Annotated in this window: 15 protein-coding genes; 8 read left to right on the top strand and 7 right to left on the bottom strand. The window is 66.6% G+C overall.

Annotated elements, in window-relative coordinates; all coding sequences use genetic code 11:
* Positions 1–51: 51 nt before the first annotated feature.
* Both N0K08_RS11855 and lplT read right to left on the bottom strand, forming a co-directional pair.
* Positions 52–939: a DMT family transporter gene (locus N0K08_RS11855; RefSeq protein ID WP_261500562.1), complete on the bottom strand. Its 888-nt coding sequence runs from the start codon at positions 937–939 to the stop codon at positions 52–54.
* Between the two features lie 64 nt (positions 940–1,003).
* Positions 1,004–2,296 (bottom strand): lysophospholipid transporter LplT, encoded by a 1,293-nt coding sequence (lplT, locus tag N0K08_RS11850; RefSeq protein ID WP_261500561.1) that lies wholly within the window; start codon positions 2,294–2,296, stop codon positions 1,004–1,006.
* A gap of 142 nt (positions 2,297–2,438) precedes the next feature.
* On the opposite strand from lplT, the gene alr reads away from it, so the two are divergent.
* Positions 2,439–3,536 (top strand): alanine racemase, encoded by a 1,098-nt coding sequence (gene alr, locus N0K08_RS11845; protein ID WP_261500560.1) that lies wholly within the window; start codon positions 2,439–2,441, stop codon positions 3,534–3,536.
* Positions 3,537–3,602: 66 nt separating this feature from the next.
* Here the strand turns inward: alr and N0K08_RS11840 are convergent, their stop codons facing one another.
* Positions 3,603–4,037, bottom strand: coding sequence for a MarR family winged helix-turn-helix transcriptional regulator (locus N0K08_RS11840; RefSeq protein ID WP_261500559.1), 435 nt, complete (start codon positions 4,035–4,037; stop codon positions 3,603–3,605).
* Positions 4,038–4,119: 82 nt separating this feature from the next.
* Between N0K08_RS11840 and N0K08_RS11835 the strand changes: the two genes are divergently transcribed.
* The 6 genes from N0K08_RS11835 (at position 4,120) to N0K08_RS11810 (ending at position 9,597) form a co-directional block, all read left to right on the top strand.
* Complete coding sequence (locus N0K08_RS11835; RefSeq protein ID WP_261500558.1) at positions 4,120–4,929, top strand: siderophore-interacting protein; 810 nt, start codon at positions 4,120–4,122, stop codon at positions 4,927–4,929.
* Positions 4,930–5,029: 100 nt separating this feature from the next.
* Positions 5,030–6,415 (top strand): DNA repair protein RadA, encoded by a 1,386-nt coding sequence (radA, locus tag N0K08_RS11830; protein WP_261500556.1) that lies wholly within the window; start codon positions 5,030–5,032, stop codon positions 6,413–6,415.
* Positions 6,416–6,578: 163 nt separating this feature from the next.
* The gene (locus tag N0K08_RS11825; RefSeq protein ID WP_261500555.1) at positions 6,579–7,013 is read left to right on the top strand and encodes a glycerate kinase; all 435 of its coding nucleotides are present in this window, start codon (positions 6,579–6,581) and stop codon (positions 7,011–7,013) included.
* Positions 7,014–7,048: 35 nt separating this feature from the next.
* Positions 7,049–7,987, top strand: coding sequence for a branched-chain amino acid transaminase (locus tag N0K08_RS11820; protein WP_261500554.1), 939 nt, complete (start codon positions 7,049–7,051; stop codon positions 7,985–7,987).
* Between the two features lie 35 nt (positions 7,988–8,022).
* Positions 8,023–8,229: a zinc-finger domain-containing protein gene (locus N0K08_RS11815; RefSeq protein WP_261500553.1), complete on the top strand. Its 207-nt coding sequence runs from the start codon at positions 8,023–8,025 to the stop codon at positions 8,227–8,229.
* A 261-nt stretch (positions 8,230–8,490) separates the two neighbouring features.
* Entirely contained in the window at positions 8,491–9,597 is a 1,107-nt protein-coding gene (locus N0K08_RS11810; RefSeq protein WP_261500552.1) for a glycosyltransferase, read from the top strand.
* Here the strand turns inward: N0K08_RS11810 and N0K08_RS11805 are convergent, their stop codons facing one another.
* Together N0K08_RS11805 and N0K08_RS11800 are read right to left on the bottom strand one after the other, a co-directional pair.
* The gene (locus N0K08_RS11805) at positions 9,598–10,353 is read right to left on the bottom strand and encodes a glycosyltransferase family 25 protein (protein ID WP_261500551.1); all 756 of its coding nucleotides are present in this window, start codon (positions 10,351–10,353) and stop codon (positions 9,598–9,600) included. It lies immediately after the preceding gene.
* Positions 10,354–10,358: 5 nt separating this feature from the next.
* The gene (locus tag N0K08_RS11800) at positions 10,359–11,078 is read right to left on the bottom strand and encodes a hypothetical protein (protein WP_261500550.1); all 720 of its coding nucleotides are present in this window, start codon (positions 11,076–11,078) and stop codon (positions 10,359–10,361) included.
* 189 nt (positions 11,079–11,267) lie between these two features.
* Between N0K08_RS11800 and N0K08_RS11795 the strand changes: the two genes are divergently transcribed.
* Positions 11,268–12,422 carry an O-antigen ligase family protein gene (locus N0K08_RS11795; RefSeq protein ID WP_261500886.1) on the top strand — a complete coding sequence of 385 codons (1,155 nt, stop codon included), beginning with the start codon at positions 11,268–11,270 and terminating at the stop codon, positions 12,420–12,422.
* A gap of 12 nt (positions 12,423–12,434) precedes the next feature.
* Here N0K08_RS11795 and N0K08_RS11790 read toward each other — a convergent pair whose 3' ends face one another.
* Positions 12,435–13,652, bottom strand: a complete 1,218-nt coding sequence (locus N0K08_RS11790) for a HAMP domain-containing sensor histidine kinase (RefSeq protein ID WP_261500549.1) — start codon at positions 13,650–13,652, stop codon at positions 12,435–12,437.
* A gap of 4 nt (positions 13,653–13,656) precedes the next feature.
* Positions 13,657–14,382, bottom strand: coding sequence for a response regulator transcription factor (locus tag N0K08_RS11785; RefSeq protein ID WP_261500548.1), 726 nt, complete (start codon positions 14,380–14,382; stop codon positions 13,657–13,659).
* Between the last annotated feature and the right edge of the window lie 44 nt (positions 14,383–14,426).

Below are 14,426 nucleotides of genomic sequence, written 5' to 3'. Positions count from 1 at the left end.
GGAACTGCCAGCTTATACCGTTGGACAGGCCGGCGGCTGTGCGTGGATACGCTAGCTCTGCGTGCGCCGCCGCGCCGTGGCCGCCATCAGGGCCGCCAGGATGATCAGCGCGCCGCCGGCCAGGGTGCGCGGCGCCAGTTCGGCCGAGCCCAGCCAGACGGCGGACACGCTGGCGAACAGCACTTCGGACAGCATGACCACCGATGTCACGCTGGTCGGCAGGCGGGTCGCGCCATACTGCAGCGCCCAGTTGCTCAGCAGCATCAGCAGCGCCATGGCCGCGGCCAGCAGCAGCCAGCCGGGCTGGGGCGCGGGCAGGCCCGGGGCAATGCCCAGCGTCCAGGCCAGGACGGCGGCGGCCAGCCCCATGGCCGTGCAGCCGGCGAACATGGCCAGCATGCGGGCCTGGCCGGGCAGGGCGTGCATGCGGCGCAGGCTGACGTTGGTCAGCGCGAACATGAAGCCGCCCAGCACGGCCAGGCCGTCGGCCAGGGACAGTCCGGTGAACAGGCCCGTGCGCGCGCCGTCGGCCGGCAGCAGCACCAGCACCACGCCCGCGAAAGCCAGCACCAGCCGGAGCATCGCCATCGGCGTGGGGCGCTCGCCCAGCAGCTTCCAGGCCAGCAGCACGGCCCAGGCGGGCATCAGATAGAACAGCAGGATTACGCGCACCACGTCGCCCACGGTCACGGCCCAGTTGAACGCCACATTGGTCAGGCCCGAGCTCAAGGCCAGCAGCAGCAACACCGGGTGGGCCAGGGCGAGGCGCCAACTGCGCGGGCGCAGCAGCAGCAGGGCGCACAGCGCCGCGCCATACATCAGCGCCGTGGCCCACAGCGGGTGCAGGCCGGCGGCATGCAGGTGGCGCAGCGGCCACCACGACAGGCCCCAGATCAGGGCATTGAGCAGCAGGGCCAGAACGGGCAGGGAAGAGCGCATGGGAAGCAAACGAAAAAAAGCCAGACAGCGGCCGCAGGGGCTGCTGTCTGGCCGATAGAGAAAATCAGTGGCTGTCGTCCTGGCGGGCGATCTTGCGCAGCCGGGCCACTTCGCGCGGGTAGTGACGGCAGTTGTAGACATGCCAGCGGCCTATGCACCACATGATGCTGGCGACGGCCAGGCCAAACAGGGTGATGGCGCCAAACGCCGACAGTCCGAGCTTGGTGGACAGGCTGTAGAACGCGCCCAGCAGCAGGATGCAGGCCTGCTCGTTGAAGTTCTGCACGGCGATGGAGCGGCCCGCGCCCATCAGGTTGTGGCCGCGGTGCTGCAGCAGGGCGTTCATGGGCACGACCAGGAAGCCGCCCAGCCCGCCCAGCAGGATCAGAAAGGGCACGGCGATCCAGATGCTGTCGATGAAGTTCATGCAGATAACCAGCACGCCCATGGCGATGCCCAGCGGGATCACGCGCGTGGCCGTCTCCAGCTTCATGTAGCTCGAAGCCGCGACGGCGCCGACGGCCGTGCCTATGGCCACCACGCCCACCAGCGAAGAGGCTTGCGTGGTGCTGTAGCCCAGTGCCGCGGCGCTCCAGGCCAGCACGATGTAGCGCAGATTGCCCGACACGCCCCAGAACAGCGTGGTGGTGGACAGCGAAATCTGGCCGAGCTTGTCGCTCCACAGGCGCTGGCTGCAGGTCCAGAAGTCGGGCAGCAGGGCCAGGGTGTTGTTCATCAGGCTCTTGTTGGGGTCCTGGCGCAGCGGGCGCATGACTACGCCGGTGTGCGGAATGCACATGTTGAACCAGGCGGCCAGCGCGTAGATCAGCACCAGCACGGCGATCGACGCTTCGGCGGCGTTGTCCACGCCGGGCAATCCCAGGGCCAGCAGATGGGGCGAGAACAGGGGGCCCACCAGTTGCCCGCCCAGCAGCACGCCCAGAATGATGGAGGTGATGGTCAGGCCTTCGATCCAGCCATTGGCCTTGACCAGCTGGGACGAGGGCAGCAGTTCGGTGAGGATGCCGTACTTGGCCGGGGAGTAGGCGGCAGCGCCCAGGCCGACCACGGCGTAGGCCAGCAAGGGATGGTGGCCTTGCATCATCATCAGGCAGCCGATCACCTTGATGGCATTGCTGACGAACATCACGCGGCCCTTGGGAAAGGCGTCCGCGAAAGCGCCGACAAACGGCGCCAGGATGACGTAGAACAGCGCGAACATGGGCACCAGAGCTGCGCGCTGCCACTCGGGTGCGCCGCCCGTGCGCAACAGCTCCACGGCGGCAACGAACAAGGCGTTGTCTGCCAGCGAGCTGAAAAACTGCGCTGACATGATGGTGTAAAAACCGCGCTTCATGGAATAGCTGGAACGGGCATGAGCGAAGCCTTTGCCGGAGTGATAGTGTGAACAGGCCTTAGTCGGCTAGTAACTGTTGGTTATAACACGCAGCCCAGGCCCAGGAGTGCCAGAATTCCCCCCTACAGATTGCTTCAGAACCATGCCGCGTCCCATTCTTGCCACCATCCATCCCGACGCTTTGCGCCATAACCTTGAGCGTGTGCGCCAAGCCGTACCTGATGCCAAATTGTGGGCAGTCATCAAAGCCAACGCCTACGGGCACGGTATTGAGCGGGTGTTTGACGCCCTGCGCGGCGCCGACGGATTTGCGCTGCTCGACCTGGCCGAGGCCGAGCGCGTGCGCCAGCTGGGCTGGCGCGGTCCCATCCTGCTGATCGAAGGCGCGTTCGAAGCGCGCGACCTGGAGCTGTGCTCGCGTCTGGGTCTGTGGCACGTAGTGCATTGCGACGAACAGATCGACTGGCTGGCCGCGCACAAGACCCAGGTCGGCCACCGGGTGTTCCTGAAAATGAATTCAGGCATGAACCGCCTGGGCTTTGCGCCCGGCAGCTACCGCTCGGCCTGGGCCCGGCTCAACGCCCTGACCCAGGTCGATGAAATCTCCTTCATCAGCCATTTCAGCGACGCCGACGGCCCGCGCGGCATCGCCCACCAGTTGAGCGTTTTCCATACCGCCACGCAAGACCTGCCCGGCGAGCGCAGCCTGTGCAACAGCGCCGCGACCCTGGCCCTGGCGCAGGATTCCCAGGTGCGCTGCGATTGGGTGCGCCCGGGCATCGTGCTCTACGGCAGCGCGCCCGACTACCCGCTGCACACGGCCCAGGATTGGGCGCTGCAGCCCGCGATGACGCTGTCCACCCGGGTGATCGCCGTGCAGCATCTGCAGGCCGGCGAGACCGTGGGCTACGGCTCGACGTTCACCGCCGAAGCTCCCATGACCATAGGCGTGGTCGCCTGTGGCTATGCCGACGGCTACCCGCGCTCCTGCGGCACGGGCACGCCGGTGCTGGTCAATGGCCAGCGCACGCGCGTGCTGGGCCGGGTCAGCATGGACATGCTCACCGTCGACCTGACGCCTGTGGAGGGCGCGGGCATGGGCAGCGAAGTCACGCTGTGGGGCCGGGCGTCGAATGGCGCGCTGCTGTCCATCGACGAGGTGGCGCAGGCGGGCGGGACGCTGGGCTATGAATTGATGTGCGCGGTGGCGCCGAGGGTGACGATGGTCGTCGCGGACTGAGGCGCCGTCCACCCCTCGCCCCTGCCGAAGGGTCGAAGGGCGCGTGTGGATGGGGCGGGGCCCTGTTTATTCGTTCAGGTTGTCCATCAGCCGCATCAGCAGGGCCTGCAACTGCTGTTCTTCTTCCTGCGCAACGCCTTGCAGCATCTGCTGGGTGACGCTGCGCCGGCTTGTGCGCATGGCTTCGCAGACGGCCTGGCCGGCGGGGCTCAGGGCGAGGCAGCGGCTGCGCTTGTCCTGGGGGTGGGGCACGCGCTCCAGCAGGCCGCGCTCCTCCAGCATATTGAGCATGCGCGCGATCTGGGCCTTGTCCGCGCCGCTGTGCTCGACCAGATCGCTTTGCGTGCGCATGGGGTGGCGGCCTACGAACAGCAGGGCCCGCACTTCGTTGTGCGTGAGATCGGGCTGTATGGCATGGACGGCGGCGCGCATGCGCCGGCGGTAGGCGTGCATCAGGTCGTGCATGGCCTCAAAGACGTCGGCAGGGGTTTGGGCGGTCATGGGAATGTATTTATGGTTGACTTAATCAACGAATAAGAGGATATTTCGTTGATTAAGTCAACATTTTACGCCCAAGGCCAACATGAACACCACTGCTTCTGAGACCCTCGAGACCACTCCACTGCGCGTGGAGCGCGTGCGCCACGCTTTTGCCGCGCGCCATCTGCAACTGCAGGCGCGCGAAATCGTCAGCCCCGGCTTTGTGCGCGTGACCCTGGCCGGACCGGAACTCGCGGGCTTTGCCAGCGCCGGCTTCGACGACCACCTGAAATTCATCCTGCCCCAGGCCGGCCAGCAGCGGCCCAACCTGCCCATCATCCAGGACGGCCGTCCGATGTTCGAGGGCGAGCGCCCGGTCACCCGCGACTACACGCCCGTGCGCTGGGACACCGCCCGTGGCGACCTGGTGCTGGAGTTCGCGCTGCACAACACCGGCCCGGCCGCGGAATGGGCGGTCAACGCGCCCTTGGGCCAGTGGGTGGGTGTGGCCGGCCCGCGCGGCAGCCTGGTGGTTCCCAAGGAATTCGAATGGCACTGGCTGCTGGGCGACGAAAGCGCGCTGCCGGCGATCGAGCGGCGCCTGGCCGAACTGCCGGCCACGGCCTGCGCCACGGTGCGCATCCGCGTGGTCGATGCGCGCGACCAGCGCCCGCTTTCCAGCGCCGCCCGGCTCGATCTGCAATGGGTGGATTCGCTCACGGCCGCGGCCGAGCAGCTGGCGCTGCCCGCGGGCGATGGCTTCATCTGGGCCGCGGGCGAGCACAACGACATGGCCGCGCTGCGCCGCATCGTGCTGGCCAAGCCCGGCGTCGATGCCAAGCGCATGCGCATCGCCGCCTACTGGAAGCGCGGCGAGATCGCGCACCATGCAGAGTTGGCCAGCACCCCCTGAGCCGGGCCATGCCATTTTTATGAAGCTGTGGGTGTAGCCAGTACTACGGGTAACCAAGAGGTTGCCAGGGCCGGCGGCCGCGGGGCGATATGCTCGCCCCATGGCCAAAGAGAAAACCCAATATGTATGCAATGCCTGCGGCGCGACCAGTCCGCGCTGGCTGGGCAAGTGCCCTTCCTGCGGTGCCTGGAACTCGCTGATCGAATCGGTGTCCGAGTCGGCCAGCGGTGGCAAGAACCGTCTGAGCGCACCCCAGGGCTATGCGGGCCTGGCCAATGCCCAGCCGGTGATTCCCCTGTCGGCCATCGAGGCCACCGACGTGGCGCGCACGCCCAGCGGCATTGATGAACTCGACCGCGTGCTCGGCGGCGGCATCGTCGAAGGCGGGGTGGTGCTGATCGGCGGCGACCCGGGCATAGGCAAGTCGACGCTGCTGCTGCAGGCGCTCGACGCCTTGCACCGCAAGGGCCTGCCCACGCTGTATGTCACGGGCGAGGAAAGCGGCGCCCAGATTGCGCTGCGTTCGCGCCGCCTCGGCCTGGACAACAGCCAGGTGCAGGTGCTGGCCGAGATCCAGCTGGAGAAAATCCTCGCCACGCTCGAAGCCAACCAGCCCGCGGTGGTGGTGATCGACTCCATCCAGACGGTTTATTCCGACCAGCTGTCGTCGGCGCCAGGCTCGGTGGCCCAGGTGCGCGAATGCGCGGCCCACCTCACGCGCGCGGCCAAGACCACGGGCATCTGCGTGGTGCTGATCGGCCATGTGACCAAGGAAGGCGCGCTGGCCGGCCCGCGCGTGCTCGAGCACATGGTCGACACGGTGCTGTACTTCGAAGGCGACACGCACAGCAGCTTCCGCCTGGTGCGGGCCATCAAGAACCGCTTCGGCGCCGTCAACGAGATCGGCGTGTTCGCGATGACGGAAAAAGGCCTCAAGGGCGTGACCAACCCCAGCGCCATCTTTCTGAGCCAGCACACCGAGCCCGTGCCCGGCAGCTGCGTGCTGGTCACGCTCGAAGGCACGCGCCCCATGCTGGTCGAAATCCAGGCACTGGTGGACCAGGGCGGCCCCAGCCCGCGCCGGCTGTCGGTGGGCCTGGACAAGGACCGCCTGGCCATGCTGCTGGCGGTGCTCAACCGCCATGCGGGCGTGGCCTGCGCCGACCAGGATGTGTTCGTCAACGCCGTGGGTGGCGTGCGCATCACCGAGCCTGCAGCGGACTTGGCGGTGATGTTGGCGATCACTTCCAGTCTGCGCGGCAAGGCGCTGCCGCGGGGCTTTTTCGCATTTGGCGAAGTCGGCCTGGCCGGCGAAGTGCGTCCCGCGCCGCGCGGCCAGGAGCGGCTCAAGGAAGCCGCCAAGCTGGGTTTCACCGTGGCCGTGGTGCCCAAGGCGAATGCGCCGAAAAAACCCATTGCCGGCCTGACTATTCATGCGGTCGAACGCGTGGATGAGGCCATGAATGTGGTGCGAGGGATGAACTGATCCCCCTGTGCGGCCGGCGCCGCCTCCCCCGGGGGGCGACATCCTCGCTTTGGGCCGCGCCAGTGGCATGGGCTGCGAACGGAGGCCGAAGTCGGAGGCTGGCAAAAGGTTATACGCACTCCCCACAACCCGGAAGTCCGGCGTCCATATGACAATCGGGACCATGAATTTGCGCAAAATCTGGGTGCCCGTCGGGCTGGCAGTGCTATTGATCGCTGCCCATCAAACTTATGGCTGGCTGGGCGTGGCAGGCGTCGGCGGCGGTATTGTGATGTGGCTGCTGCTGCATTTCAACCGGCTGCTGGCGGTGATGCGCAAGGCCGCGAATCGGCCCATAGGCTATGTCGACAGCGCCGTCATGCTCAACGCCAAGCTGCGTCCCGGCGTGAACATGCTGCATGTCGTGGCCATGACGCGGGCGCTGGGCAAGCAGCTGTCCAAGGAAGGCGAGCAGCCTGAAATCTTCCGCTGGACCGACGGTTCGCAGTCGCACGTGACCTGCACTTTCAACCACGGCCGCCTGGCATCCTGGGAGCTGTACCGTCCCACGCAGGAAGATGCCCCCGCAGCTGCCATAGAACACACTCCCGCGCCGTAGAATCTCCTTTTTGCGATCTTGCACAAAGGATGTCTATGAGCTCCGCAGTTCCCTCGATGGCAGACCGTGACGGCAAAATCTGGATGGATGGCCAACTGGTCGAGTGGCGTGACGCCAAAGTCCATGTGCTGACGCATACGCTGCACTATGGCTGCGGAGCCTTCGAAGGGGTGCGGGCCTATGCCACCGAGCAAGGCACGGCCATCTTCCGCCTGGAAGACCACACCAAGCGCCTGTTCAACAGCGCCAAGATCCTGCGCATGAACATCCCGTTCACCCAGGAGCAGGCCAACCAGGCGCAGATCGACGTGGTGCGCGCCAATCAGCTGGAGTCCTGCTATCTGCGTCCGCTGACCTGGATCGGCGACAAGAAGCTGGGCGTTTCGCCCAAGGGCAACGACATCCACCTGATGGTCGCGGCCTGGGCCTGGGGCGCCTACCTCGGTGAAGAAGGCATGGCACGCGGCATCCGCGTCAAGACCAGCAGCTACACGCGCCACCATGTGAACATCACCATGAGCCAGGCCAAGGCGGTGAGCAACTACACCAACTCCATCCTGGCCAACACCGAAGCCCTGGACGACGGCTACGACGAAGCCCTGCTGCTGGACGCGGCCGGTTTCGTCTCCGAAGGTTCGGGCGAGAACATTTTCATCATCAAGGACGGCGTGGTCTGCACGCCCGACCTGTCGGCCGGCGCGCTCAACGGCATCACGCGCAACACCGTGTTCCACATCTGCAAGGATCTGGGCCTGGAAGTGCAGCAGCGCCGCATCACGCGCGACGAGGTCTACATCAGCGACGAAGCCTTCTTCACCGGCACGGCCGCTGAAGTCACGCCCATCCGCGAACTCGACCGCATCGCCATCGGCTGCGGCAGCCGCGGCCCGATCACCGAAAAAATCCAGGCGGCGTTCTTTGACATCGTCAATGGCCGCAACCCCAAGTACGCGCACTGGCTGACCAAGGTCTGAGCGTTTTTTCCAGCCCCAAGACAAGAGATATATCGATGACCCAAGCCGTCGTAGAACTGGCCGCCAAGGACCTCAACGCCAATGGCGGCGTGTATTGCCCCAGCCCCCGTGCTGACATGAAGCTGTGGAACAGCCACCCCAAGGTGTACCTGGATGTGGCCCATGGCGGTGAAGCCAAGTGCCCGTATTGCGGTACGGTGTACCGCCTGAAGCCGGGCGAAGTCGTGGACCACGGGCACTGACTGAAGCACCCCCTGAGCCGCTGCGCGGCTTCCCCCTCTCATCCTTCGGTGGAGGGGGACGACACCATCGCTGCGGGGCGGCCCTTGCTCGGTGTCCCTTTGCTGGGCTGCGCCAGTTTCAGAGGCCTGTTAGCTGGGTGTGGGGCGCAGCAGCTATTGGATAGCTGAGTTGCACAAAAATGGGGCCGTCGGCCCCTTTTTTCATCTGATCGCCCTGAACCTGTCGAAGGGTGAACGTCCAGTTTTATAGGGAATAACAGCGTGCGCGTACTGCATTTTGTGACCGGTGGATTTTCCGGAGCGACCCAGGTCGCGGTCGACCTGTGCCTGGCCGCGCAGCGCAGCCAGTCCATGCAGGTGCTGCTGGTGCTGCGCGCCAAGCGCAACACCGATGCGGCGCGCGTGCAGGCGCTGCGCGACCAGGGGCTGGACGTGCGCGTCGTGCCCGGCTGGTCGCATGCAGCCACCATCTGGTCGCTGCGCCGGATCGCGCGCGACTGGCAGCCCGACATCCTCGCGGCCCATGGTTTCAGCGACCACCTCTGGGGCCGCTTCGCGGGCCTGCTGGCCGGCGTGCCCCAACTGGTGCATGTGGAACACAACTCGCGCGAGCGCTACACCTGGTGGCGGCTCAAGCAGGCGCTGTGGCTGGATAGACGCAGCGCGGCCAGCGTGGGCGTGTCGCGGGGCGTGCGCGACCGGCTGCTCGAACTGGGTTTTGCGCGCGAGCGCTGCGTTGCCATTCCCAACGGCATCGATCTGGCGCGCTTTCCCGCGGACCAGTTGCAGCCCTGGGCGCAGCGCGCGCCTGCCATCGTCATGGCGTCGCGCTTTGCGCGCCAGAAAGACCATTCCACCTTGATCGAGGCGCTGGCGCTGCTGGGCCAGCAGGGCCTGCGCCCCAAGCTGTACCTGGCCGGCGGCGGCAAGGCGCGGCTGCGCGACCAGGCCCGGGCGCTGGTCGCCCAGCGGGGTCTGGGTGAGCAGGTCGAGTTCATGGGCCAGGTGGCGCAGCTGCCGCGGTTTCTGATGGGCCAGCAGCTGTTCGTGCTGTCCACCCACTACGAAGGCATGCCTCTGGCGCTGACCGAAGCCATGGCCGCGGGCTGCGCCTGCATAGGCAGCGACGTGGTCGGGGTGCGCGAAGTGATCGATGCGGGCCGCACCGGCCTGCTGGTGCCCGAAGGCGATGCCGCTGCGCTGGCGCAGGCCCTGAAGGAACTGCTGACTCGGCCCGAATATGCCCAGTCCCTGGCCCAGGCGGCCCGGGCCGAGGCCGAGGCGGCGTTCGACGTGTCGGTCATGCAGGCCGGTTATGAAGCGTTGCTGCACCGCGTTCATGCCGGTGAGGCCGTGCAGCCGGCCTAGTTACAAGTCCGGCTGCTGGCGCCGGTGGCGGGCGTTGCCCAGGCTGAGCTTGCATTTCATGGCGAACTTGCGCAGCTTCTGCCACAGCGGCACGCGTGGCGGCGTGGCCCAGATCGAGCTCACGAAGCTGGTCTCGTCGAGGATCAGCAGCGAAGGCACGGTGCCCAGGATGCGCAAATCGTTCTCCCACCAGAAACGCAGGTCCACGTCGATGGGCCGGCCAAAAGGCACGCGCGTGGCCAGCAGCTTGGCGGCGCCCGCGCGGCTGATCACGTAGCCGGCGGTCATGCTGGGCACGCGCTGGTATTGCACCAGCGCCACGTCCGGCAGCAGGGCGCGCTGGCTGCGCACTTTCTCGTGCTCGCGGCCCAGCAGCTTGACCATGTCCCAGGGGATGTCGAGTGCGGCAATCGCCGCGATGCCATCGGCCAGGCGGTCGTCGAGGCGCACATCGTCTTCCAGCACCACCATGGCCGGCGCGTCGCTGGCCAGCAGCTGGCGCCAGGCCTGGATGTGGCTGGCGTAGCAGCCCTTTTCGCCATTGACCAGCGGCTTGTAGTACTGGTTTTGGTTGAGCTGCGGGCTGTAGAGCGCGTCCTGCTCGGCGGGCGGCAGGTCGGCCCACCAGACGGCGTGCAGGCGCTCACCTTGCAGGTTCAGCCGCGCGAGTTCGGCTTCCAGCCGCTCACGCCGCTCGGCGTCCCTGTCGAGGTTGACGAAGACCAGCGGCAGGGATGCCGGGGCGTTGTCGGGCATGGGCATCACTTCCACAGGCGCTTCCACCAGGAGCGGCGGCGTGGGGGCTGGCCGCTTTCCGCGGCTTGCAGCTGTTCGACGATTTCGAGGTAGTGGCGGAAGTTCAGCGGCTTGTCGGCCAGCACGTCATCGGCCACGGCGTGAAAGATCGCTTCGTAGGCGGGCTTGCGCGATTCGAACAGGTGGAAGAAGTCGTTCTTGCCGTAGAACGTGCCGATGCCGAACACGCCCTCGTTGCCCAGCGACCATTTGGGCAGCAGGCAGGCGCTCACGGCCGGCATGACCACGGGGATGCCGGCTTCGCGGGCCAGCACCGACATGATTTCGGCCGCGTCGTTGACTTTGCTCGAACGCATGGTCGGGGAACCCAGTTGCATCCACATACTTTTGCGGAACGCCATGAACATCGGACCCGCATACACTTGCGTGCCTTGCTTGTGGTTGGAGAACTGTGCGAGCCCGAACAGCGCGCCTTCCTGCGCGTGCTGCACGGCCGCCAGGTAGGCGGCGTGGCTCAGCGGGAACGCGTCGATGTCGCAGATCACCACGATGTCCTCGGGCGCCAGGCGCTCCAGGACTTCGTTCATCCACAGACCATGGGGCTGCTGGTCCGCGCGTTCCTGCTGCAGAGGAATGTCGAGGTGGGCGAAGACTTCGCGTTGCTTTGACAGGATGCTGCTGGGGATGTTGTCCCAGTACATGGCGTGAACGGTTGGAATTTTCATGTCGTAAGTGTTACTTAAGGCGGCTGCTGAAAAGGCATTCAGCCCCATGGCGATAGCGCCATTAAAAACCGATTTCGGATACCTACGTATTTTCTTCGCATGACATTTGACGTCCGCCGAGTTCAGGCATTTTGTGAGTCCGCTGCCCTGGCATGCTTGGTGGTGGGGTTTTTCGCGTTTCCAGTGGCGATGGCCCTGGCCTATCTGGCGATGGCGCTGGCGCTGTTGTTCGGTCTGCTCAGTGGCCGCCTCGGGCAGCGCTGGTCGATTGTGCGCCGTGCGCCCGTGGTCTGGGCCGCGCTGGGCCTGTATGGGCTGATGCTGCTGGGCGTGCTCTACACGCCCGCCGGTTGGGATGACATCGGCCTGCACCTGTCCAAGTACGGCAAGCTGCTGCTGGTGCCGGTGTATATCGCCTTGCTCGCCGAAGCGCCCTGGCGCAAGCGTTGCATGGATGCCTTTGTGCTGGCCATGCTGTTCATCCTGGCCTCGGCCTACGGCAACATTTTCTGGGATCTGCCCTGGTCGCGCACCCACAACCTGGGCTGGGGCGAGGACCATACCGTGATCGGCGACTACATCACGCAAAACGTGATGATGACGTTCTTTGTCGTGCTGGCCCTGGACCGCGGGCTGCGTGCCGAGTCGGTCTGGTGGCGCGGCGGCTGGTGGCTGATCGCGGCACTGGGCGTGCTGAGCATCACCCATTTGTCCAGCGGACGCACCGGTTATCTGCTGCTGACGGTGGCGCTGGGCACCTTTTTCATGTTGGCCACGAGAGGCGCAAGGCGCTGGCTGGCGCTGGGCGTGCTGGCGCTGGGCCTGCTGACGGTGGGCGCCACTTCGACGGAAGTGCAGGAGCGGGTGAAGAAGGGGGTCACGGAAGCCCTCAACAGCCAGAGCATGGAAATCACCAGCATTGGCGGGCGCATCAATTTCTGGAAGAACACCTGGGCGCTGGTCGAGAAAAAGCCTTTGACCGGCTGGGGTACGGGCAGCTACCACGACACCTGGTGCGAGCAGGTCACGGCCGATGGCTGGTGTGCGTTCGGCCGCTGGCATCCGCACAACCAGTACCTGTTCTTCTGGATGGAAAACGGCATCGCGGGCCTGCTCGCGTTCCTGGTGCTGGTGGGGGCGCCGGTCTGGGCCGCGCGCCAGGCCCAGCCCCACCAGCGCCGGCTGCTGGTGAGCTTCGCGGTGATCCTAGGCGTCAACAGCCTGATCAACGCCTCGCTGTGGAGCTCGCGCGAGAGCCATTTCTTCGTGATGCTGCTGATCTTGCTGAGCGCCGATGCCTTGTACAGCCGGGACACGGGCCCGGCGGCGCAGCCGATCCGCTGAAGCACCTGCCGTTCAGGCCTGCTCCAGCGGCAGGCTCAGCACAAAGCGGGCGCCACCGCCTTCGCGGCCTTCGCAGCGCACGCTGCCGCCGTGGCGCTCGGCAATCGAGCGCACCAGGGCCAGGCCCAGGCCGACCCCACCCGAGCGCTCGCTGGCGCCCGGCATGCGGTAGAACTTCTCGAAAATGCGTTCGCGCTGGTCTATCGGTACGCCCGGCCCCCGGTCGCAGACCCGGATTTCCGCGGTCTGACCGGCGCCGGCCAGCTCCAGCGTGATCTCGCCGTGGCTGTAGCGGCGTGCGTTTTCCAGCAGGTTGCGCACGGCGCGGCGCAGCAGTTTGGCCACGCCGCGCACTTCCAGCGCGGACAGGCCTTGCAGTTGCAGCTCGGCGTCAATGCGCGCGCACTCTTCGGCGCACAGGCCTATCAGGTCCACCGATTCTTCCGTGCCCACGTCCACTTCGCGCGAGTCGAGCCGGCTGGCCAGCAGGATTTCATCGACCAGTTGGTCGAGCTCGTCGACGTTGCGCAGGATTTCCGCGCGTGAAGTGGGCGAGGGCTGGGTGCCCGTCATCAGCTCCATGCCCATGCGGATGCGCGTCAACGGCGAACGCAGCTCGTGCGAGGCATTCGCCAGCAGCGATTTCTGCGAAGCCATCAGTGCCTCGATGCGCTCGGCCGCCGCATTGAACTGGCGCGACAGGTCGGCGAGTTCGTCATTGCCTTGCACGGGGACGCGCGTGGCCAGGTCGCCTTCGCCAAAGCGCTGCACGCTGCGCTGCAGGTTTTCCAGCCGCTTGAGCAGCCGGCGGATGATGGGAAACACGCCCAGGGCGACGGCCACGCCGACCAGGGCCAGCATCCACAGAAAGCCGAACGGCGGGCGCAGCCAGAAGGCGGCCGCGCCATGTGGCGGCGGACGGTCGCCGCGCGGCTTGCGCGGCGCCATCTGCATGGAGTAGCTCTGGCCGTCGGGGCCGGTGATGTCGTAGCGTTGCCCTTCGGACGGATCGAAGGGCTGGCGCACGCCCAGGCCTTCGACCAGGGTCCGGCCGCTGCTGTCGCGGATGACGATTTCACGCGCGGGCGGTGGGCTGTTCTGCTGGGCGTTCTGTTCGGCCGCCGTCTGCCAGGCCCAGGCCACGAGCAGGGTCAGCACGGCCACGCCGCCGACCACGGCCAGCCAGATGCGCAGGTACAGGCGGCGGGAGAAAAGGCGCAGCAGGAACATGGCGTCAGTCCTGCTGCTTGGCAAACACATAGCCCACGCCGCGCACCGTCAGAATGCGCTTGGGGGTCTTGGGGTCGACTTCGATGGCCGCGCGGATGCGGCCCATGTGCACGTCGATGGAGCGGTCGAAGGCTTCGAGCTCGCGGCCGCGCACGGCTTCCATGATCTGTTCGCGCGACAGCACGCGCCCGGCGCGCTCGGCCAGCGCCACCAGCAGGTCGAACTGGTAGGAGGTCAGCTCGCAGGGCTGGCCGGACACGGTCACGGTGCGCGCATCGCGGTCGATTTCCAGCGAGCCGAAGCGCAGGGCCTGGCTCGCGGCAGCGGCGGGCGCGCCCTGGCCCTGGCGGCGCAGGATGGCGCGGATGCGCGCCAGCAGCTCGCGCGGCTCGAAAGGCTTGGGCAGGTAGTCGTCGGCGCCGATTTCCAGGCCGATGACGCGGTCCATGGGGTCGCCCTTGGCGGTGAGCATCAGCACCGGCACCTGTGCGGCCAGGCCGGGCAGGGCGCGGATGCGGCGGCAGACTTCCAGTCCGTCGATGTCGGGCAGCATCAAGTCCAGGATCACCAGGTCCGGCAGCGCCTGCGGGTCGGGCTCCTGCAAGGCGGCCAGCCCGCTGAGACCGTCGCCGCAGTGGCTGAGCTTGAGGCCGTTCTGGCCCAGGTACTCGCCCACCATCTGAGCGAGGCGGGCGTCATCTTCAATCATCAACAGGTGGTGCGCGCTCATGGGGAGGGTCTCGTGGGGTGGGAAAGAAGGCAGGGCCATGCCCT

Source organism: Acidovorax bellezanensis, assembly GCF_025421555.1.
GTDB classification, from domain to species: Bacteria; Pseudomonadota; Gammaproteobacteria; order Burkholderiales; family Burkholderiaceae_C; genus Comamonas; species Comamonas bellezanensis.
Note: the sequence above shows the minus strand (reverse complement) of the source record. Positions and strands in the feature narration are given on the sequence as shown.